18 protein-coding genes are annotated in these 23,067 nt (G+C 33.0%); 5 read left to right on the top strand and 13 right to left on the bottom strand.

What is annotated here, in order from left to right; translation table 11 throughout:
• Positions 1–382: 382 nt before the first annotated feature.
• Complete coding sequence (locus SAGCYANO_RS29940; protein ID WP_202223393.1) at positions 383–1,615, top strand: hypothetical protein; 1,233 nt, start codon at positions 383–385, stop codon at positions 1,613–1,615.
• Positions 1,616–2,050: 435 nt separating this feature from the next.
• On the opposite strand, the gene clpP is transcribed toward SAGCYANO_RS29940, so the two are convergent.
• From clpP to SAGCYANO_RS29970, 5 genes are all read right to left on the bottom strand, one after another.
• Entirely contained in the window at positions 2,051–2,635 is a 585-nt protein-coding gene (gene clpP, locus SAGCYANO_RS29945) for an ATP-dependent Clp endopeptidase proteolytic subunit ClpP (protein ID WP_202223394.1), read from the bottom strand.
• Between the two features lie 469 nt (positions 2,636–3,104).
• Positions 3,105–4,025 (bottom strand): ATP-grasp domain-containing protein, encoded by a 921-nt coding sequence (locus tag SAGCYANO_RS29955; RefSeq protein WP_202223396.1) that lies wholly within the window; start codon positions 4,023–4,025, stop codon positions 3,105–3,107.
• A gap of 172 nt (positions 4,026–4,197) precedes the next feature.
• On the bottom strand, positions 4,198–5,370 hold the full coding sequence (locus SAGCYANO_RS29960; protein WP_202223397.1) for an ATP-grasp domain-containing protein: 1,173 nt from the start codon (positions 5,368–5,370) through the stop codon (positions 4,198–4,200).
• A gap of 2,679 nt (positions 5,371–8,049) precedes the next feature.
• Positions 8,050–9,150, bottom strand: coding sequence for an acyltransferase family protein (locus SAGCYANO_RS29965; RefSeq protein WP_202223398.1), 1,101 nt, complete (start codon positions 9,148–9,150; stop codon positions 8,050–8,052).
• Positions 9,151–9,356: 206 nt separating this feature from the next.
• The gene (locus tag SAGCYANO_RS29970) at positions 9,357–9,695 is read right to left on the bottom strand and encodes a hypothetical protein (protein WP_202223399.1); all 339 of its coding nucleotides are present in this window, start codon (positions 9,693–9,695) and stop codon (positions 9,357–9,359) included.
• Between the two features lie 509 nt (positions 9,696–10,204).
• Here SAGCYANO_RS29970 and SAGCYANO_RS29975 point away from each other — a divergent pair.
• Positions 10,205–10,996 (top strand): DUF5131 family protein, encoded by a 792-nt coding sequence (locus SAGCYANO_RS29975; RefSeq protein WP_202223400.1) that lies wholly within the window; start codon positions 10,205–10,207, stop codon positions 10,994–10,996.
• Here SAGCYANO_RS29975 and SAGCYANO_RS29980 read toward each other — a convergent pair.
• Positions 10,971–12,095 (bottom strand): three-Cys-motif partner protein TcmP, encoded by a 1,125-nt coding sequence (locus tag SAGCYANO_RS29980; RefSeq protein ID WP_202223401.1) that lies wholly within the window; start codon positions 12,093–12,095, stop codon positions 10,971–10,973. The genes SAGCYANO_RS29975 and SAGCYANO_RS29980 overlap by 26 nt on opposite strands.
• Before the next feature lie 210 nt (positions 12,096–12,305).
• Between SAGCYANO_RS29980 and SAGCYANO_RS29985 the strand changes: the two genes are divergently transcribed.
• On the top strand, positions 12,306–12,818 hold the full coding sequence (locus SAGCYANO_RS29985) for an inorganic diphosphatase (protein ID WP_202223402.1): 513 nt from the start codon (positions 12,306–12,308) through the stop codon (positions 12,816–12,818).
• 856 nt (positions 12,819–13,674) lie between these two features.
• Here the strand turns inward: SAGCYANO_RS29985 and SAGCYANO_RS29990 are convergent.
• The 6 genes from SAGCYANO_RS29990 to SAGCYANO_RS30015 all read right to left on the bottom strand — a co-directional run bounded on the left by SAGCYANO_RS29990 (position 13,675) and on the right by SAGCYANO_RS30015 (position 19,151).
• On the bottom strand, positions 13,675–13,830 hold the full coding sequence (locus SAGCYANO_RS29990; protein WP_202223403.1) for a hypothetical protein: 156 nt from the start codon (positions 13,828–13,830) through the stop codon (positions 13,675–13,677).
• A gap of 37 nt (positions 13,831–13,867) precedes the next feature.
• Entirely contained in the window at positions 13,868–14,185 is a 318-nt protein-coding gene (locus tag SAGCYANO_RS29995) for a sulfotransferase family 2 domain-containing protein (RefSeq protein ID WP_202223404.1), read from the bottom strand.
• 117 nt (positions 14,186–14,302) lie between these two features.
• On the bottom strand, positions 14,303–15,568 hold the full coding sequence (locus SAGCYANO_RS30000; protein WP_202223405.1) for a glycosyltransferase family 4 protein: 1,266 nt from the start codon (positions 15,566–15,568) through the stop codon (positions 14,303–14,305).
• Between the two features lie 1,291 nt (positions 15,569–16,859).
• A complete protein-coding gene (locus tag SAGCYANO_RS30005; RefSeq protein ID WP_202223406.1) occupies positions 16,860–17,009 on the bottom strand; it encodes a hypothetical protein in 150 nt (49 codons plus the stop codon).
• Between the two features lie 92 nt (positions 17,010–17,101).
• Positions 17,102–18,106 (bottom strand): sugar transferase, encoded by a 1,005-nt coding sequence (locus tag SAGCYANO_RS30010; protein ID WP_202223407.1) that lies wholly within the window; start codon positions 18,104–18,106, stop codon positions 17,102–17,104.
• Between the two features lie 382 nt (positions 18,107–18,488).
• The gene (locus SAGCYANO_RS30015) at positions 18,489–19,151 is read right to left on the bottom strand and encodes a DUF3318 domain-containing protein (protein ID WP_202223408.1); all 663 of its coding nucleotides are present in this window, start codon (positions 19,149–19,151) and stop codon (positions 18,489–18,491) included.
• An 845-nt stretch (positions 19,152–19,996) separates the two neighbouring features.
• Here SAGCYANO_RS30015 and SAGCYANO_RS48210 point away from each other — a divergent pair.
• Positions 19,997–20,473: a Cfr10I/Bse634I family restriction endonuclease gene (locus tag SAGCYANO_RS48210; protein WP_202223409.1), complete on the top strand. Its 477-nt coding sequence runs from the start codon at positions 19,997–19,999 to the stop codon at positions 20,471–20,473.
• Positions 20,473–20,880, top strand: coding sequence for a Cfr10I/Bse634I family restriction endonuclease (locus tag SAGCYANO_RS48215; protein ID WP_255502757.1), 408 nt, complete (start codon positions 20,473–20,475; stop codon positions 20,878–20,880). The genes SAGCYANO_RS48210 and SAGCYANO_RS48215 overlap by 1 nt, the downstream gene beginning before the upstream one ends.
• Positions 20,881–21,435: 555 nt before the next feature.
• On the opposite strand, the gene SAGCYANO_RS30030 is transcribed toward SAGCYANO_RS48215, so the two are convergent.
• Positions 21,436–22,644: a DNA cytosine methyltransferase gene (locus SAGCYANO_RS30030; RefSeq protein ID WP_202223410.1), complete on the bottom strand. Its 1,209-nt coding sequence runs from the start codon at positions 22,642–22,644 to the stop codon at positions 21,436–21,438.
• Between the last annotated feature and the right edge of the window lie 423 nt (positions 22,645–23,067).

Here is a 23,067-nt window from a genome sequence, read left to right on the forward strand (position 1 = left end):
TAGGTATAGGTGGAGCTATTTCTAATGGTGAATTAAAACTCAGACAATGCAAGATTTTTCCTTCTTTCTTCTTCCTTCTGCTATACCTTATTTTTAAGTATTCAACTACACATAATATAATAGCGATACCTTCAAACAAATCTTTTCTTTGAGCGCCACTAAGTCTTTTGAAATTCTCATACAAACTCCGGTTAATATAACAAATTTATAATTTTTCCTTGTTTGTTGTTTCCTAACTTCATCAGTAATTTATCCAAACAGGATTTAGAGCATTATGATCTTTGATTTAACGATGAGAGTGTCAATGAAATGGCTCTGAGTTTTGAGCAAATGTACTAAACTGGACTTTTAACTGGATCTAAGTTTCAATAAGTAGACAATTATGTTAGAACGTTTTCGAGCTTGTTACCCCACAGGTTGCTTAATCTCTGAGTTAATTACTATTCATAATGGTAAATATGTGGTTCGTGTCCTAGTGCAGGTCAATGGTCAAACTTTGGCCTGTGGGTTAGGGGCGGCTGATACTGTGGAGTTGGCAGAAGACCAAGCTAGAAAGCGATCGCTTGCTATTCTTCCACTGGATAAATCTATTTCTACACCTCAAAGTTCTGTTCCAATTTATCCTACTCAATCTGTTAGTCCTCCTCAATCTGTCAGTCTTCCATTACCACAAACTGACACTTATATCAACACTTCTTTAGAAAAAGAAATAGAGGAAGTACCAGCAGCAAGATCGAATTTAGATGCTAAGGAGGTTCCTGATAGTTCAACTATTTCGTCTTTAGATGCTAATGAGGTTCCTGATAGCTCAACTATTTCGTCTGAGTTGGAAAAATCAGAAATTTATACCTCAGCAGAAAAAGAGGAATTACCAGAGGAATTACCAATAGTAGAATCTAGTATTAAGTATGATGATATTCCCGATTCTACTCAAAGTTCTAGTGGATTTGATAATAGTTGGTTAAATACCGACTATGGTACGGAACAGGAGGAGAGAAAGATTGATGAGACGACAGAAGCATTAATAAGCTCTGGAAATGATAATGATATAGATAGTGGTGAAATAACTACACCAAAATATATAGATTCATCAGTAGAAATAGATCAATCAATGGATACTAATGATGAAAATTCTTCACTAAGTTCATCATACGATGTATCTGATGACAATGTTAAGATAGATATTTTAATTGATAGTTTAGGCTGGACGAAAGAAAAAGAGCGAGATTTTCTAGAGCAAAATTATCATCAAAAAACACGCCAATTTTTAACAACAGAAGAATTATTTAATTTCCATCAATATTTAGATATTTTGCTTAAGGTTACAAAGGAAAGTAAGAGTCAAGGATGGAAGCTTAAACAACAAAAAGATTATTTAGAATATAGTCATAACAAAGAATCTTTGGAACAGTTAAGTGTAGATGAGTTACAAAGCTTTTTGGAGTATTTAGAGGTATTTGGTAAAACTACCAATGAAATTAAACGTTTGGGTTGGAATTCAACAAAAGGAAAAACTTATCTCAAAAAAAATTATGGAGAGGAAGGTCGTACCCGTCTTTCCTATGAACAATTGCAAGATTTCTTACAAAATTTAGAGAAATTAGATACGCCTTGAAGAAGGAAGAAGGAAGAAGGAAGAAGGAAGAAGTAAGAAAGAAGAAGGAAAAAGTAAGAAAGAAGAAGGAAAAAATGGATGGGGACTCAAACCCCAACCAGTTATAAATATCCTGTAGACGGCAGGGTATTAAACCCAAAAGAAAAAGACAAAAATTTAGCGGGAATTAAGAAAAAATTGGTTAAGAATTAGAGGGGTTACGGTTATAAAGCTAAAAGTCAGGATAGCTTGTGGTAATGGAGCTTTTTATATTCAGTTTATCTCCTAGTTCATGGCTGTTATTGGCATCAATTTACTGAAATTTTCTGCTGAAATTCAAGAAAATTTCTTCACATAAAATGGCCGAAACCGTTGCCTGTTACCCACAAATCGACCCGTCCCCGCGTCTCCCCGTCCCCGTGTCCTACCCCCACCAACCAATTTTTTCAGCAGACCCTAATTAGAGGGGTTACGGTTATAAACTTGGTCAATTAAGCCGTATTCCACTGCTTCTGTAGCTGACATAAAAAAGTCTCTTTCTGTATCTTCTACTATTTTTTCTATGGGTTGACCTGTGTGGTCTGCTAAACAGTCATTCAGGTATTTTTTGAGGTATAAAATCTCCCTAGCTTGAATTTCAATATCTGTGGCCTGACCTTGTGCTCCACCTAATGGTTGGTGAATCATAATTCGGGCGTGGGGTAGACTCATTCTTTTGCCTTTTGTTCCTCCACTGAGAAGAAATGCTCCCATACTGGCAGCTATTCCCATACAAATAGTACAGACATCGGGGCGAACGTGTCTCATAGTGTCATAAATACCCATCCCTGCACTGACCGATCCACCAGGGGAGTTGATATATAGGTAAATATCTTTTTCTGGATCTTCTGAATCTAAAAATAATAATTGGCCGACAATTAGGTTGGCCAGATCGGAATCTATGGCTTCTCCTAGATATATTATGCGATCGCGTAGAAGTCTAGAATAAATATCGAAGGCTCTTTCTCCACGGCCAGATTGTTCAATAACGGTTGGAATCATAGTCTTTAACTCAAAATTTAAAAGTCAAAATTTTTGACACTAAAATAATAATAAATATATATTAGCGATTAGGGCATAACTTTAGCAAACTTTTTGGGAATTGAGCTAGGTGTTATTAAGGTTTGCTATATAGAAATTATTTGGTATTTTTTCTAATATTCCTCTAAAATATTTTAATTGCATCAAAATTTAACATCAACCCTAAATATATCAACTTATTTATTGACTGTGATAAATTCACTTAGGTCTGAATCTAAGATATTTTTAATTTCCCGAAAATTCTCCTCTCTAGTTTCTATAAACAAGATGCCAAAGATAGGATATTGTTTGTAATCTATCTTTCTTAACTCTAAGGGTTTTTCAAAATTTGCGAGCAATTTATCATAATTAAATGATGTAATTTCGCTGACATTTTTTCCCGTGGAATTATCTAACTCAACTATACTAAATAATTTTCCCTCTTTTCCTTTTAAAATTTGACACCAATCTGGTTTTTTTGATAGTAAAAATATAAGTAGGGGTTAAAACCATAAGCTAAGAAAGATAAATCTGCCGTACCACAACAACCACTAAATCGAATTGGATTTACTTCAATAGGTAATAAAATACCATTACTATTTCTTCTCAGCTCAATATGTACTGGAAAGTTTTTTACTCTAGCAAAGTCACCAATTTTTTCGAGAAAATTTGTAAATTCCTCATGATTACTTTCAAGAATTTCTTTCGATGAAAAATAAACTCTGTCACTGACACTATTATCTGAAGAAAATATATGCTTAAAAATTCCTAGGATAACTGGTTCACCAATGGAGTTATAATAAGCATCAACAGCAAATTCTTCACCATCGATATACTCTTCAATGATAAATGAATTAGTATTTAATACACTTTCAGGATATAAGTTTCTAGTTGGAGCTATTTCCTTTGTGATTAAATCGATAGTTTTCACCCATTCTGAGTAACTGGAAACTTTATAGACTTTCCGGCTATCAATACCAATTGTTGGTTTGATAATAAATGGTAGTGGAATTTGATTAAATTCAATTCTTTTTAGGTCTTTTGTCGGTATCTCTCTGAAGTAGAAGTTGGGAAAGATTGATTTTGTTAGTTTCCGGAATTTCGACTTATTCTTGAATAGCTCTATTTTTTCAGGAAGATCGCTGAAATGTAAATGTCTTGATATCCAATGATAGGAATTTTCAGAGGTAGTGTAAATAGTTGGATTATCTAATTGTTTAACTATCTCAATTGCTTGTTCTTCAGTAATTATTTTTGTGCCAGTATAAAGGCTCATTTTTTGAGCTATATCTGTACCTACTACAGGAATAGCGTTATCTCTGACAGTAGCTTTAAAAAATTCTGAGACGTATGGTTTATCTACAAAGAACATAGTTAATTTTTGAGATATAAAATAGCAAGTATGTTTTATGAAAATCGCAGATACAACTATAATCTGGAATTAAGAAATTTTCTTAATTCCTATTATTTTTTTTATTTTTTAATATTACTCTAAAATATTTCAATTGCATCAAAAACTTAACATCAATCCTGAATATATCCACCTATTTATTGACTGTAATAAATTCACTTAAATCTGAATCTATGATGTTTTTAATTTCCCGAAAATTCTCCTCTCTAGTTTCTATAAACAAGATGCCAAAGATAGGATATTGTTTGTAATCTATCTTTCTTAATTCTAAGGAATTTTCAAAATTTTCTAGCAATTTATCATAATTAAATGATGTAATCTCACTGACATTTTTTCCAGTAGAATTATCTAATATAACCATACTAAATAATTTTCCCTCTTTTCCTTGAAGAGCTTTACACCAATCTGGTTTGTTTTGGTAGTAAAAATATAAATAGGAGTTAAATCCATAAGCTAAGAAAGATAAATATGCGGTACTACACCAACCACCAAATCGAATTGGATTTACTTCAATAGGTAATAAAATACCATTACTATTTCTTCTCAGCTCAATATGTACTGGAAAGTTTTTTATTTTAGCCAAATTACCAATTTTTTCGAGAAAATTTGTAAATTCCTCAAGATTACTTTCAATAATTTCTTTCGATGAACAATAAACTCTTTGACTGACACTATTATCTGAAAATATATGCTTAAAAATTCCCAGGATAACTGGTTCGCCAATGGAGTTATAATAAGCATCAACAGCAAATTCTTCACCATCGATATACTCTTCAATGATAAATGAATTTGTGTTCAATACACATTCAGGATATAAGTTTTTAGTTTGAGCTATTTCCTCTGTGATTAAATCGATGGTTTTTACCCATTCTGAGTAACTGGAAACTTTATAAACTCCCATGCTAAAAAAACCAGTTATTGGTTTGATAATAAATGGTAGTGGAATTTGATCAAATTCTATTCTTTTGAGGTCTTTTGTCGGTATCTCTCTGAAGTAGAAGTTGGGAAAGATTGATTTTGTTAGTTTCCGGAATTTATACTTATTCTTAAATAGCTCTATTTTTTCAGGGATATCACTGAAATGTAAATTTTTTGATATCCAATCATAGGAATTTTCAGAGGTAGTATAAATAGCTGGATTATCTAATTGTTTAACTATCTCAATTGCTCGTTCTTCAGTAATTATGTTTGTGCCACTGTAAAGGCTCATTTTTTGAGCTATATCTGTACCTACTATAGGAATAGCGTTATCTCTGACGGTAGCTTTGAAAAATTCTGAGACGTATGGTTTATCAACAAAAAACATAATTAATTTTTGAGTTCTAAAATAACAAGTATATTTTATTATAGCGGCAGATGCAACTATAATCTTGCATAAAGAAAATTGCTTAACTCCTTGTTAACTTAGACTTTTATGAAAAATTTATTCCACTACTGATATTTGTAGAATTTTACGATAAAAAAAGGGAATTTTCTTGATGAGTAATTTAATGAAGAAAAATTCTATCTGTGGCGACTTATGAGTTTAATATCTGAGTATTTGTCTGAGGTTTGACTCGGAAAAAAGGGAATTTTCTGGATGAGTAATTTCATAGATTTTCATCGGCTAACTATATGATTGACAGAATGAAGAAAAATTCTATCTGTGGCGACTTATGACTTTAATATCTGAGTATTTGTCTGAGGTTTGACTCGGAAAAAAAGGGAATTTTCTGGATGAGTAATTTATAGATTTTCATCGGCTAACTCTATGATTGACAGAATGAAGAAAAATTCTATCTGTGGCGACTTATGAGTTTAATGTCTGAGTATTTGTCTGAGGTTTGACTCGGAAAAAAGGGAATTTTCTGGATGAGTAATTTCATAGATTTTCATCGGCTAACTATATGATTGACAGAATGAATAAAAATTCTATCTGTGGCGACTTATGAGTTTAATGTCTGAGTATTTGTCTGAGGTTTGACTCGGAAAAAAAGGGAATTTTCTGGATGAGTAATTTCATAGATTTTCATCGGCTAACTATATGATTGACAGAATGAAGAAAAATTCTATCTGTGGCGACTTATGACTTTAATATCTGAGTATTTGTCTGAGGTTTGACTCGGAAAAAAAGGGAATTTTCTGGATGAGTAATTTATAGATTTTCATCGGCTAACTCTATGATTGACAGAATGAAGAAAAATTCTATCTGTGGCGACTTATGAGTTTAATGTCTGAGTATTTGTCTGAGGTTTGACTCGGAAAAAAAAGGGAATTTTCTGGATGAGTAATTTATAGATTTTCATCGGCTAACTCTATGATTGACAGAATGAAGAAAAATTCTATCTGTGGCGACTTATGAGTTTAATGTCTGAGTATTTGTCTGAGGTTTGACTCGGAAAAAAAAGGGAATTTTCTGGATGAGTAATTTATAGATTTTCATCGGCTAACTCTATGATTGACAGAATGAAGAAAAATTCTATCTGTGGCGACTTATGAGTTTAATGTCTGAGTATTTGTCTGAGGTTTGACTCGGAAAAAAAGGGAATTTTCTGGATGAGTAATTTCATAGATTTTCATCGGCTAACTATATGATTGACAGAATGAAGAAAAATTCTATCTGTGGCGACTTATGAGTTTAATGTCTGAGTATTTGTCTGAGGTTTGACTCGGAAAAAAAAGGGAATTTTCTGGATGAGTAATTTATAGATTTTCATCGGCTAACTCTATGATTGACAGAATGAAGAAAAATTCTATCTGTGGCGACTTATGAGTTTAATGTCTGAGTATTTGTCTGAGGTTTGACTCGGAAAAAAGGGAATTTTCTTGATGAGTAATTTAATAAAGAAAAATTCTATCTGTGGCGACTTATGAGTTTAATATCTGAGTATTTGTCTGAGGTTTGACTCGGAAAAAAAGGGAATTTTCTGGATGAGTAATTTAATAAAGAAAAATTCTATCTGTGGCGACTTATGAGTTTAATGTCTGAGTATTTGTCTGAGGTTTGACTCGGAAAAAAAAGGGAATTTTCTGGATGAGTAATTTATAGATTTTCATCGGCGTATTTGTCTGAGGTTTGACTCGGAAAAAAGGGAATTTTCTGGATGAGTAATTTATAGATTTTCATCGGCTAACTCTATGATTGACAGAATGAAGAAAAATTCTATCTGTGGCGACTTATGAGTTTAATGTCTGAGTATTTGTCTGAGGTTTGACTCGGAAAAAAAAGGGAATTTTCTGGATGAGTAATTTATAGATTTTCATCGGCTAACTCTATGATTGACAGAATGAAGAAAAATTCTATCTGTGGCGACTTATGAGTTTAATGTCTGAGTATTTGTCTGAGGTTTGACTCGGAAAAAAAAGGGAATTTTCTTGATGAGTAATTTATAGATTTTCATCGGCTAACTATATGATTGACAGAATGAATAAAAATTCTATCTGTGGCGACTTATGACTTTAATGTCTGAGTATTTGTCTGAGGTTTGACTCGGAAAAAAAGGGAATTTTCTTGATGAGTAATTTAATAAAGAAAAATTCTATCTGTGGCGACTTATGAGTTTAATATCTGAGTATTTGTCTGAGGTTTGACTCGGAAAAAAAGGGAATTTTCTTGATGAGTAATTTAATAAAGAAAATTCTATCTGTGGCGACTTATGACTTTAATATCTGAGTATTTGTCTGAGGTTTGACTCGGAAAAAAGGGAATTTTCTGGATGAGTAATTTCATAGATTTTCATCGGCTAACTATATGATTAACAGAATGAAGAAAAATTCTATCTGTGGCGACTTATGACTTTAATGTCTGAGTATTTGTCTGAGGTTTGACTCGGAAAAAAAGGGAATTTTCTGGATGAGTAATTTCATAGATTTTCATCGGCTAACTATATGATTAACAGAATGAAGAAAAATTATATCTGTGGCGACTTATGACTTTAATGTCTGAGTATTTGCCGAAAGTTTTGCGCTGAATTCTGAAACCTAATAGCTAAATGCTTAATGTTGATTAAACTTTCACAAACCAAGCGCGACGATACATTAAATCAGAAACTCCCCACCAAAATAACACATTAACAATAGCAAAAATCAAAGAACCATTAAATGAACCAGCCCAAGATTGGAAAAACTGTTCATATATCCATGTCTTAATAGTAGGAGAATTCTCAACCATACTAATTTTGTTATAAATTATAAGTCTGGCTAAAAATCCAGAGGCGACAAATATCAATATGGCATTTAATCCCATTACTTCAAATGGATGTCCCCATTTTTGCCAACCTCGAACTTCGATCGCCTCATAACAAACAGCTAATAACAGTAAGGCCCATCCGCAGGTAAATATTACATAGGAACTTGTCCATAAAGCTTTATTGATGGGAAAAAATAGTCCCCACAGAGACCCGACTACTAAACAACTTAGACCGGAAATTACTAGATTTAGGCTGGTGCGACTTTTGGTTGGTTGATGTTTGAGCCATTCTCCAACAAAGTAACCAATGAGAATTGTGACTATAGCGGGTAAGGTGCTAAATAGTCCTTCTGGATCGTATGGTTTGCCTGCCCACAAATGTTGTTGAGTAAGAATGAGGCGATCGATATAAGCAGCAAGATTTCCTTCTGGGGAAAGGTCGCCAGGGCCATAATTAGGAACGGGTATTAACTGCATGGCTATCCAGTATCCAATTAGTAATACAGTGGCAAGTCCATAAAGTTGTTTTCTCGAAAGGTTAAGGATGGCGATCGCTGCGAGGAGGTAGGCTAAACTAATACGTTGTAATACTCCCATGATACGAATAGTAGCTAAGTTGTAATTAGGAAAGCCATTTAGTAGTAAACCTAAGAGAAAAAGTATTAGGCATCTTTGTAAAATTCGCCGATAAACTTTTGGAGTTGCTTGTTTTTTTTCGGTGTATTTTGACAGGGAAAAAGTCATTGCTACACCTGCGATAAATAGGAAGAAGGGAAATACTAAATCTGTGGGTGTACAGCCATACCATTTTGCGTGAAGTAAGGGTGGATAAACATGATTCCAACTGCCTGGGTTATTAACAAGAATCATACTAGCAATAGTAATGCCACGGAATACATCTAGAGATTTTAAGCGCATTTGAATAATGGATAATTAATAATTGATAATTTAAAGATATAGCAATCCTATTTTATTCGTGTCACAAATCTTACTACTTTTTGAGAATAGCTCTGAAGGCAATAGTTAATAGGTAAAAGTTTCGGAGTTTATTTCTAGTTTTTTAATTTTGACAACATAAGCGCAGATTACTATAGTTTTCATTATCAATTATTAATTATTAATTATTAATTAATTTGAGGTACTTCTTTGTCATATAAATCAAACTCTTGTGGGGTTCCATTTAATTCAGAGATAAATTTTTTATATAACTCTTGATTACCATTTTCTACATCCCATACTTCATCGACCCAGGTGAGCAAAAAAGCTTCGGTTTGATTAACTTTACCATCATCTTTTGTAAAAGATCCCTTACGCAATCTTTCTCTCACTCCATCACTATTAGAGAGAAGATGCTCTAAAATATCTTTAGATACAAAATCCAACTTATTTTCCACGTGTGGGTAAGCTTCAAGAACTTCTTTGATTAGGAGGTCGAATACTTCTTTGTGAGTGATTTTTGCCATGATTAGGACAGTTTTTAATTAGTTTTGTTTAAAATAAGTTTTTTGAGGGGCTTTCCCTATATCTTTGTCTTTTTTTAATATTCAATAGATTGGGTTATTTTGCTTTTCTCTCGTTGTTAATGCTATTTAAAAAATCAAAATATTTCATTAATTGATAATTGATAATGGATAATTGATAATTACCTCTGGTTAAAACCGCTACGGAATTGAATATAAGGAAATATTATTTCTTTATTTCCCCGATCAAGGGGAGGCTTCAAGGCGCGAATTATTTAATTATTAATTATTAATTATTCGGTAATTAACTTTGCATAATTACTTAACTATTTTATTATTTATATTTAGTAACTATGATATTTTTTGTTGAGATAATTTTAAGTTTTCATATTGCCAGATAAATATGTTGATTTATGACTTAAAAAAAGCTATAGTTAAGTAACTAATAAAAAAAAATTTAAGTCAATAATTAGAACTTAATAATTATTCTTTTTGAGAAGGTAAATTTAACTATGGCTAGCAATAAAACTGGTATACAATGGACGGACAAGAGCTGGAATCCTACTACAGGTTGTGACAAAGTTAGTCCTGGTTGTACTCATTGTTATGCGGAAGCAATTACAAAACGTTTTACTAATAATTTTCCTGATGGGTTTGCTTTGAAAATTCATCCTGAGCGTTTGAAACAACCTTTAAGTTGGCGTACTCCTAGCAGAATTTTTGTTAATTCAATGAGCGATATTTTCCATGAAGATGTTGATGTTGATTTTATCAAACAAGTATTTGAAATAATTGGCAAAACCCCTTGGCATATTTATCAAATTTTGACGAAAAGACATGAACGTTTAGTCGATCTAGCACCTCAATTAGAATGGCATGAAAATATTTGGATGGGTGTGTCAGTGGAAAGTCAAGATTATGTTCATCGCGTCGATTATTTACGACAAGTACCTGCTAATGTGAAGTTCCTTTCTTGTGAACCACTTTTAGGCAATCTACAACTTAATTTAACGGATATTGATTGGGTAATTGTAGGTGGTGAATCTGGCAATAAATATCGTCCGATGAAAGAGGAATGGGTAAAAAGTATTTATGAACAATGTCAAGCTGCTAATGTAGCTTTTTTCTTTAAACAATGGGGTGGTAGAACTCCTAAAGCTTTAGGCAGAATTTTTGATGGAAAAGTTTGGGATGAAATGCCAGAAGTCTGGAAAAAACACTGTCAGCGTTGGAAAAAAATTCCTGTTCAATCAAGAAAAATTGTGAAAAAAAATACCTTTACTTCCGTGGGAAAGTCACTTTAACGTGATTAGCAAATGTAAGCTTGCCTTTCCTTTTTTGTCGTTTACTACCTGGGGGGTCTACAAAAATTTTACCTTTTTCTTCTAATAGCAAAAGAGCATCTTTGTAATTCCGCTCAATGTATGGTTTACCAACATTATGTTGCTCATAAACTTGAAGCATTGTCATAGTCTGACCTGCAAATTCATTTAAAAGCATATTTTCTAACTCATCAAGTGGTCGGGATAGTTCAAAAAGTAAAGGTTGATATTTTGTCGCAGGGTTATACTCAAAAATTGGTACACCTTGTTCAAAAGATGAACTTTCCTTTGCCATAATATCTTTCATAATTGAGTATCCTCGAATATGCTTTGATATGAAAATAAGATGGTGGCTAGTTCTAGTTCCTTTAGCATTTTTAAAGCAAAAAGGTAAGACATATCCCCTAGCAATATTTTTCAGTTCTTGAGATATATTTTCAACGATAGTTAACTCTCTTTCGTATGGCTGCATTCCTTGAAGTTCTTCTTTTAGCTGATTAAATCTCTGTTCACTAAACAGGGCTTTCATGTGTTTTTCTACTACCTGATTTCCTAATCCCATATTTATTCTGTTGTAATTAAAGAAAAATATACAATCACAACCCCAATCTTTAATTACTGAACCTATTAGTTCACAAGATATACCTTTATAACCCCACGGATCGATAAAAAATAGTGTTGGCACGAAATTAATCTTTTGAAAAACTTGAACAATTTCTTCCCCTACTTCCCTATTTAAAATTTGTGGTTGGTATTTTAATGTTTCTATATTTTCGAGAGAGTTTATTGCTTGCTGAAGTGAATCTGTATTATCAGAGTTTTTATCGTTAAAAATAGTAATTAATCTCTCTCGCATCTCTTCATCAAGAATAGCACGTTCTAAAATTAGTAATGGTGTAGATTTTGAACCATCTTGATAACGACCAGGCCCAGAAAACAAATCGATATATGCAATATTTGTTTCCCTTTTTTTCGCTTGTGGTATTATGACCTTTGCCCAAGCCCAAAAATATTTAGCTACAATTTGAGCTTTTACTGAAGATGTTTCTCTAGATTCATCAAAAAAAGAATTATTTGTCATACTCCTACACTTTAAAAATATCTAGTAATTATCGATCCATTTTAATCTTAATTTAGACATTGTTCTTGAAGTACCTTTTGCCTTAGAATCAGAACCTCTGGACTCTATCTAAATTAAAACTTTGATCAGCTCAGGCGATCGCTTGACTTTGCTACTTCCTTTTATTTCAGCCTCTTGATATACTTTTTTTAGTTAAGATGGAGAAATTTTGTGGATTTATCGCTAATTCCAGCCCAACCAAAACCAGGACTCATAAATGTCCTGATAGAAATTCCCGCAGGAAGTAAAAATAAATACGAGTTTGATAAAGATTTACAAGCCTTTGCCCTTGACCGAGTACTTTATTCTTCCGTACAATATCCTTACGATTATGGTTTTATCCCTAACACCCTAGCAGATGATGGAGACCCCCTTGACGGAATGGTAATTATGGATGAACCAACATTTCCTGGGTGTGTTATTGCAGCAAGACCCATCGGAATGTTAGAGATGATTGATGGAGGGGACAGAGATGAAAAAATTCTCTGTGTACCAGACAAAGACCCGCGCTACACTGAGGTTAAATCTCTCCAGGATATAGCACCTCATCGATTAGAAGAAATAGCAGAATTTTTTAGAACCTACAAAAACTTACAGAAAAAGGTGACAGAAATACTTGGTTGGAAAGATGTTGACTATGTAATGCCATTAGTAGAAAAATTCGTTAAAGCAGCAAGCGAATAATATTACTTCCAGTATTTTTTTGAATTACAGAAAGCTTAGAGGGTGGGTTTTAAAGAGATTTTTCTCAAACTAAAACCCACCCCGATTTTTTAAAAAGAGTTGTTAACTTTTTAAAAATCCTGAATTTATGGCAAAGGAGGAAGGAAGAAGGAAGAAGGAAGAAGGAAGAAGTAAGAAGGAAGAAGTAGGAAGGAAGAAGTAGGAAAAAAAGAAGGCTTTAGTTATCTAGGAGAGAAGGCTTAAATTTCCTATAGAAATTAATGCTCTTGCTTACACGCTCTGCAAGGACACGATATGAGTGAGTTTTTTCTAGGTCAATGCTCCACAAACAGGATTTACCAATACCCTAACTAATTAGGACTTGCTGATTAAATCTAAAAGCATTGACATATAAAGACAAGTGCCTTTTTTGGAACGAAAAAACTGCGCCTGTTTCAGCTCTTCACGCTCAAAAAGTTAGTATTTTAGGCTCATAGTTGAGCAGAACAATCTTGAGAAAATTCTTACTCCTGCTTCCTCCCTCATTCCCATTTCTCCTGTTTCCTGTCTCCTGTCTCCTGTCTCCTACCCCTACTAAAAGATTTTTTCAGCAAACCCTAATTAACATAGTGCTATAAAAATAGAAAAACCTTCTGTACTCAGCAGAAGTGCGTTCTGCGACAAGGTATTAAAATCAGAAATTTGAGTTTACTAAAAATTAGTTAGTTCTATTTCAATTTTTCTAAATTTTGTAGAGTAGTCAAATAAATTTATTTGTTGGTTTACAAAAAGAATACCCAGCATACTCAATCTCTGCTGCATACTTATGTGCCACCATATCAACTAATTCAGAATCGTAATATTTCCAATAATCTTCTCAATTTGATTTATTACGAACAGGTAGCTGAAAGTTTTCTAATCCTAATATTTGAGATACTCTTCTAAAGTCGTTCTCAAGAGATTCAAAATACATAACAAAATTAACTTCGGGTTTGCTTGACAGTAAACCACGAGTATTTAGATAGTAAGACATTGTTGGGACTTTTCACAATAAATCAATAAACTCATATCTATATCCACTTTTGAGTTTGACGATGTGGCGAAAAAAAGTAAGAAATCATTCTTTCCCAAGGGTTTCTAAGAACGGCAAATTTATACAGAGAATGAAAAACATCAGGTGACAAAACTTGATAGTAGTCAAGTAAAGACGAGTGTTTATGTATGTTAGGAAAATTTTTATTTCTTACCTCAAATCTCTCTAAACCATCTTGCAAAGGATTAAGGCATACAATTTCGTCTTCAGAGTAATGCTTTAGAACATTCTGAATTGAATTACCTGCTGTTTTAAGAATGTGAATAAACAAAAACTTTTTTTGTATAGAAAGCATCTTTAAAACTGACTGGGTAAATATTCTTTCCTTGTTCCCTATCCTCCCACCCATTTTCCCAACTTCCTATCCTATTAGCTAATAACTAAAACAAAAAAGTATGATAAACATTAATAATCAACCTTCTTCCTTCTTCCTCCTTCCTTCTTCCTTCAAATTTAAAATTTCAGTAAATAAAGCTTCATAACTATTCAAAGCATTTTTAGACCCAAAATTTTCTTCAGCATATTTTCTCCCTTGCTGACCCAGTAGCTCAAGTTTTTCTGGATTTTCATATAACTCTACAATTGCTTGTGCCAAAGCTTGAGAATCTTCTGGAGTAACTACTATTCCACCACCACTTTCAGTAACAACTCTTACTGCCGTACCTGTATCTGGAACAGAAGCTACTATTGGACGACCACTAGCAAGAATAACAGGAATTTTTGAAGGTAAATTAAAAGCAGTAACAGTCTTTTTCTGTATTACTAACCCAATATCAGCAGCAGATAACATTTCTGGTAATTTTTCTCGTGGCACCAAAGGGAGCAAAAGTACATTATCTGCTTGATATTTATCACAACACTCTTGTAATTGTTGACGTGCTTTTTCTTCCCCCAAAATTACGAAACAAATTTCCGATTTTTCCTTAAGACTAGCAGCAGCTTTAACTACCGTTTCTAACCCTTGAGTTAGAGCAATATTCCCAGAATAAACAACCACAAATTTATCTTGAAGATTATGTTCCTCTCTAAATTGATTATTTTTATCCAGAGGTCTAATAAAATTCAGGTCTACCCAATTAGGAATACAAACAAGTCGGTCTCGAGATACCCCTTGTTCAACTAAATTAGTGACAAAATCTTCAGCAATAACACTAATTTTAGCAGCTGTTCGATAAGCTAATTTTTCTACAGCTTGAGCTATACGTACTATCCAACTATCTTTTTTAACTAACCCAACTCTTACAGCAGCTTCAGAAACAATATCTTGAATATTTAAGACCACAGAAGAATTAGAAAATAATCCATAAAAACTAACAGGTAAAGAAATTAATATAGGAGGAGTCGTTGCAAAAATAACATCAGGTTTCCAACCATTAAAAGCTTGCCAAAGACTAGAAACAATAAAACTACCATCTAGCAATAATCGATCTAAAACCCCTGGTTTAGAACCTTTAATATAGATATAACTACGTTGGACTGTTACACCATTTAGTTCCTCAGTTAGAAAAAACTTTCCTTTGTATTCATCATAAATTTTACGCTCAGGATAATTTGGCATACCAGTCACTACACGAACTTGATGACCACGTTTCACAAAGCCTTCTGCTAGTTCCGTCATTAAGGGAGCAATGCCAATTGGTTCTGGGTAATAGTTATAGGAATAAATAAGAATACGCATAGTTTAACTAATTAGGGTTTGCTGAAAAAGTCTTTTGGTTAGGGGGAGGAGTCAGGAGTCAGTAGGGGTGAGGAATGATAGAGGAGAAAGGAGAGAGAATTGTAAGAGTAATTTTTCTGCTCCTGCCAGAATACTGAGTTTTTGAGCTTTTTGGACTGAAAAGCTGGTACTTTTTTCGACCTAAAAAGGCGAACACCTTTATCTGTCAGTGCTTTTAGATTTAATCAGCAAGCCATAATTCAGTTAATATTTCGAGCATAAGTAATAGATGTCTCCAGGGAGTAGGTCCTAGGGACGTTATATGCAAGGTCCCTAGGAAGTAGGCGGAAATAATTAATGAATAAGAGTACGATAATTAATTTGATTTTTTACTATTGTAGATGTCTAATATGAAGATAAAAGCCTTATGAATTGCTATTTTAGAATTAACTATAGAAGCCATTTGGAATATTAGCCAATGTTGGGTTTTTAGGCCAAGAATTTAGGATATTGATATTTAATGACATAGTTATAGATATCTCCAACAATCAAAAATAAAATCAATTATTGCACTGTTATTCATCAATTCTTCCCCTCCTGGGAGGGGGAGGGGCGAGGGGTGGGTTCCCTACTCTGTACGGAGTTGCATAAGGGCGTCCCTACGACCTACTCCACAAGCGTGGAGGAGATGCTTATATAGAACCTATTTGGGTTCTATATAATCAAGAGGTTGACTATATATGTTTCAATCAAAAAACTTGATTTTTAGTTTCTTGATTTTCTCGTCTTTAGATATTTTCCAAAACTTCTTTAGGGTAAGTAGGTGTTAAGCTCCTGTTGTCCATCGCCAAGATATCTAATTTAACTAATAGTTAAATCTTCTCAGTTTATTGATCGTAAATTTACTTGAGGCTAGTTAAGTTTATAATTAAAGTTAGAATGATTCAGATTTACCCAGAAAAAACTAAATACTAGAAATATTCTGAGAATATTTAAGCCTAATAGTTCATAAAAATATAGTCAAATATGACATATCCTTATTTTGCAGGTGTTATCCTGACGCTCGTGTTAGCGCAGCTCCTCCGGAGGAGGAACTACAACACCCTCGCTTCCCATAGTCAAAGACAAAAGGGATCTGCTTTTCTCATTATGTTTAGAGAACCGTTGACGTAACTCATTGATTAATTCTTTGCTGGCGGTGCGATATAAACCTATGCATGATTCTTTGCTTGACTATATATGACTATATTTATGTATAACTTTTATTATACAAATAAAACAATCAAAGAAAAGGTTAGGACAGATCGACAGCTTAAAACTCAGGCAACGTAATATTTTTCCTTCTTCCTTCTTCCTTCTTCCTTCTTCCTTCTTCCTTCTTCCTTCTTCCTTCTTCCTTCTTCCTTCTTCTTTCTTCCTTCTTCCTTCTTCCTTCTTCTATAAAACTTAAATCTATAATCATTTAAACATATTGAGATTTAAAGCTAATATCTTGGTGGAAAAAAGTTATAGACCGAGAATAAAAAAGAAAAAAGTGATAGTATTCTAATTACCCTAATAAGCTCCCCCACTTTTCTGAAATAAAATTCCCACAGTCTTAATAATTAACTTTATATCGTACATTAGACTCCAATTTTGTTGATACTTTAAGTCCAACCTAATAATATCTTCAAAATTTTTCACCTGAGAACGACCATTAACTTGCCATTCTCCTGTCATACCAGGTTTAACATCTAAACGTTGCCATTGAGGTACTTCATAACGTTCCACCTCATCAGGAGTTGGGGGTCTAGTTCCCACTAAACTCATATCTCCCTTCAATACATTCCAAAACTGAGGTAACTCATCCAAACTCTTTCGCCTCAAAAAATTACCAACTTTAGTAACTCGTGGATCGTTTTCATTCTTAAATATTGCACCTTGAGCTTGATTTTTGATTTTACTCTTAAGTTGTTCTGCATTTACACACATAGAGCGAAATTTCCACATTCGGAAATTTTTTCCCATCCAACCACATCGTATTTGACCAAAAAATATCGGACCAGGACTATCAAACTTAATAAAAATAGCGATGGGAATAAACAAAATACCTGTAATAAATAATCCTACTAAAGCACCAACAATATCAATCAGACGTTTTACCCAAGATTTGATAGAAGGATGAGTAACAGGAAGTTGATTTTCTTCTGGTTTACTATTGCCTTTGCTTTTAACTTCTAAATGTGGAGATTGTTCGATGATTAAAATTTTGTCTAGTCCAGTTAAATAAAATACTCCCATAACTAGAGAATTAACATCAGATAGTATAAATTCTATATTTTTTTCTCTTGCTATTTTGAAATTTGTGACTAGAGAACCAATTCCACAACTATCTATAAAATTAGTGTTACTAAAATCAATAATAATTTGGCCTGTAGTATTTTCTGATTGGAAAAGTTTTTGGCAGGTTAATTTAAATAATTCTGCCTTTGATACAGTAAAACGAAGAGGTAAATGAATAATAGGAGTTTTATCCCTAAAAGTTACTTGAATATCTGTTTCTGAGGTTTGGCTGACCATGGAATCTTGGTTCCTATTTTTGATGATTATAGTTTTGTTTCTACAAAAGTTATGTCTGAAATTTTCTGGGCATAATCATTTTAATAATTATGCTCAAACGATCGTATAGAAATTATCTTAATGGTTAGACCCACCCTCTAGACTAATGATTAGCAATGGTTAGATACTAATGTATGAACTTAAGTATACTAATCTCTGCCAACTACATTCGAGAATAGAACATATTCAGATGGTATCAGCAGAAACCAAACTGCCTTTTCTGTTAATCTAGTTATATCGTCATCATAGCACCAAAATAAGCAAAATCAATTTGAGTGGGTTATTACTCACTACCGAGGCTAGTTTTGATGAATTTATGATTAACCCACTCAAGATTTCCTGTCTAGTTATAGATATTTTCAGAGCGTGAAGTTTCACGACTTCCTTTAACTCTTGCCTTAGCTTTAGTAGCGCTGCGCTTGAGAGCTTGAAGTCGTGCTTCATATTTGGCCCTCTGTCGTTTTTTGGGTGTTTGTTCGATTAAAGTTTTCAGAGCGCTGCCCAGACTTTTATATGCATTGGGAAGTGAGTAACCGAAACGAGTTGCTAAGGCGATCGCCTTATCGTCTGCTTCTATTGCTTCTTTGAGATTACGTTCTCCATTATTCTTCTGATAGAGTCTATACCCAGATACACCACACAAAGCTAAAGCTAGAACTAAAAGTAGACCATCCTGTACCCATAGTTCGCCCACAGCACCCCCTAAACCAATAGCAAGGGCAGCCATTTCCCAACCATCCCTGGGAATTGTATCGTTTTGAATTCTGGCCACTTCATGCCAAAATAATAGATTACGTTGGTCTAATGCTAATTGTTCCCAGAGTGTGAGGTCGATGGATATTTCTATTTGGTCTTTGCCTATTTCTTCGCTGCGAATGAGTGGAGGATTAACTTCAATGGACTTTTCTACCATGACCCAACTTTGTAATTCTGGTGGTAGTAAGCCTTTTAGGCGTCTAATTTCACTCATTTCGGCTCTGGCAGTGGCAGTAGCATAAGATGTCATAGTTTGTTTGAGTCCTATAGATTTTTCAACACATAGTTGTTCTTTATTTGAATAGTTTACCTTAAGATTTCAAACAGTATGTTTTCTTCTCTTGCTTAGGGATATAGGAGTTATGCCAAAATTCAAATTTATTAGGTTACTTATATTGTGAGTTTTATAGATAGGAACTTGAATTCATATAAATTATGGTTCCCTTGAAAAAGAAGCTTTGTACTTAGGCAGAATATCTACATATTTGATAGATTTGATGATTTTTAGGAGCAATAAAGTTAAATAATTTGAGATGAGATACCTGTCTTACAAAGCTATCCGGCAACAAGATTTTGAAGATTTATCAGTCTAGTATGATTGAGTAATTACGCTCTAGAGTTTGATGAATAATTCCTGGTTTTCAACAGTTATAATACAAGGCGAGGGTAAAATAAAAAGAGTGCAATAGTTGATTAAAATTTTGACAAAGAAGCGTTAAGCATAGTCTTCAAAAGTAAAATTTTGATGCCTACTAATAATCTACAGTATTTGATCGTGGTTGAGAGGAAAAAATCAAATAATTTATAGCAATCATATTTCAGTTGTAAGATTAATCTACAGTATTTGATTATGCTGAGTTGGAAAAAATTCAAGAATCCAAAATAAGGATATATCTGTCTGAAAAAGCTATCAGACAACTAAGAACTTGGAAAAGTTATATATCTCATCTTTTGAGTAATTATGATCTAGTGGTCTGCCAAGATAGTTGTGAGTACTAGCAAATCAAAAAAAAGTATTACCCAAAATCTAAAATTACAAAAATATAGTAATCTGTACAAATTTGTACAGATTACTATAGTAAATTAACTTGTGTAATGAATGATTCTTGGTTTTTGACAGTTAACAGAAAAGGTAAAAATAAAATCCAAATTAATAGTACAGAGATTTATCAAAGTTTGTATTTAGAAATTAAACAAAGACTCGAAATAGATATTTCAGTAGTTCAAGTATTAGAGTGGATGGTTAATATGGTAGTAGTTGCTTATGAAAATTATCAAAGACAACATAATACTAAAATAGCCCAATTAACTACTGGAGCGCTGAATAACTCAAAAGGCAGATGGCATGAGTTTATAGTTACTGGATTGTTAGCTAAAGTAGCCATAAATTTTTATTTAGAGTACAAGATACCTCTGATAACTTTTAGACTTCCTAGTTCAAGAGATGAAAGTCAACCTGAATTTTTCAAGATTTTTCAAACCAAAGAATTTCAAACAAGTTATCCTCTGGAAAATATTGAAACAATTAAAAGAAGAATTTTTTCTCAAGTCCTGATTATATTATTTCTGTAATTGAAGATGAGCAGCTTTTTCAGTCAGTCCAGCCATACATAGAGCTACAAGCACAGCAACCAGAATATTTAGGAGTAGAAATTTATGATTTATTAAAAGGTAGACTTAAGGCCAGAGAAGTAAAAGCTTTTATCTCTGTTAAAGTATCGAATCGCCCAGACCGTCGTTATCAAGCATTGTATGAAACAGCTATGATTAAAGCCATAAGTTACACATCAGGACAAATGTGGAAATATTACATGATGACTGCTGAAAATTTCTCTAATTCAGATAAGAGAATATTTAGTCAAGGTATTGCTCCTCATGGTATTGCTTTAAATCAAGACTTGAAAAGTGTAGATAATATGTATTCAGCTTACAATCAGCAAGATTTAATTAATTTAGTTGAAGATGCCATATTTTTGTAATTAAAAGGTAAGCAATAATGAGCATGATAAAAAGAAGAAGGTAATCAGAGCTTAGATAAATTATTTAATCCCTGTTAGTTTTTTCCAGACTTGGTTTTCTCCCTCACAAGCTTTTTCTATATAGCAATCATAAATCTGATATAAAAATCATAAATAAATATAGATAAACAGTATGAAATTTTTACCTATATTGCCAGATTAGTTGCTGCCTTTTTCCAGGAATTTTTACACAACTAAAATTAGGATTGCTAGATTGATTTTATTTGCTCTATTTGTTCAAGTAGGAGTTAATATAGAATCCGCTTGAATAGTTATTGTATAGTTGGGAGTAGGGGAGTGGGGGAGTGGGGGAGATTAAATATTGAAGTAATTATAAAATTATCAAGATATACTATATAACTGGATTCTATATCACATACATATACATACACTATATAACCGGATTCTATATAAGAGGCAAAACTCCGACAATCTCAAAAACATCTTCCCTTTTCCTTCTGTATTATTCCTTCTTACTTTTTGAGCGGAAAGCTGCTCTACACAAGTTTAATGAAGTCAAATTCTATACTTACCTTTTGGAGAATAAACTAAAGGTAATTCTAATTGATGATTCATTTCTTCTCGATCATAAATTTGATTCATATCGAGAAAATCAAGAATAGTTTTAGCAACTCTTTGAGCAGCTAAATATGGTACTCCATTACCGATAGTTTTAAATTGATGAGTGAGAGTCATACTACTTGGTAAAGCAAATTTTTTAGGTAAAGATTGGATAGCTAATGCTTCTGCTGCCGAAAGACGACGAACTTTATATGGATGTAAATGAACTTCATTATTTCCATAACAAGCTGTGGGAGAATAACGCCATCGATGAAGGCGTTTATAAGATTTTTTTCCATCATCTCCTTCTGCTACTTTCTCGAATTTTACTAGACCAGCTCTTGGTTGAAAATAATGTTCTGAATTAGGATGAGAAACAACATTATTTTGTCTAAACCAATATTCAACTGTTAGTTCTTTAGGTATTCCGTCCGGGCAATCTATTTCAGAATTTTCTACAAAGGTATTTGTCTGAGGCCAAGGATAAGAAAAAACTTGATTTTGAGGATGCAATACATACTTTTCCCAGGGAAAAATATTTTCAGGAATTACCTGAGTATAGTTAATATCAAAACCTTTATCTCTCAGTAAGTTGCATCGGAAACCGATTAAAATAATTCTATGTCTATCTTGAGGAACTCCATATTCAATTGCATTAATTAAACGTTCGGTAATTATATATCCGTATCTGTACACCTTGCGTTTTATTTCCTCATAAAATGCCCGATGTTTCCTAGTTGACCATAACCCTTTAACATTTTCAAAGACAAAAAAATCTGGTTGTTGCTGACAAATTAATTCAATATAAGTATCTGATAATTTACCATTTTCTCCATTTTTTCCCCTGTTTTTTCCCCCCACTGAAAAGTCAGGACAAGGAGGACCGCCAATAAATCCAATAAAATCAGAATTTATTGCAGCATCTTTGATGAGTTCTTGTAAATTTATTTTTCTGTTTTCTCCACTTAAACTAACTAAATCATCTTCTAAATATCCATACTCTGGTTCTGGTATTTCTAATAATTGTCGAGCATAACGATAAGCTGTCATAAAAGGAGGAAATTTTTCATTGACAAATACAACTTCAAAGCCAGTATTTTCAAATCCTAAATCTAGAAAGCCACAGCCTGAAAAAAAGGAAAATATTTTGATTTTTGGCATCATTTACTATAAATAATTTAGGGATATTCTTGTGGATTCCTTAATCTTGCCTAGTAGAGGTAATATAGCAATCCTATTTTATTTGTGTATAAAAATCTTACCGCTTTTAGGCAGAAGAGATAGTCAGAAAAATCGCCCCTTGATTTTCTTCCCAACACTTGCCCAAAATGCTAAGTTTTTGAACCATTACCACCTAAAAGCTGGTACTTTATTAGTACCGAAAAAGGCTAAGACCTTTATCTGTAAAGACTTTAATATTTAATCAGTCAGTCCTAATTATATTTTTAGTAGAAAAAATAACTAAACTATTTATAGTTTTTTGTCAATGTCTATAATTACTCAGGTATTTTTACTTATAGAAAATTTGTTTTTTTGAGCTTGTAGTTGGCTCGGTGCAAATCCCAATATTTAGAATAGTATTAACGT

The organism is Okeania sp. KiyG1 (assembly GCF_014132355.1).
Classification (GTDB): Bacteria; Cyanobacteriota; Cyanobacteriia; order Cyanobacteriales; family Microcoleaceae; genus Okeania.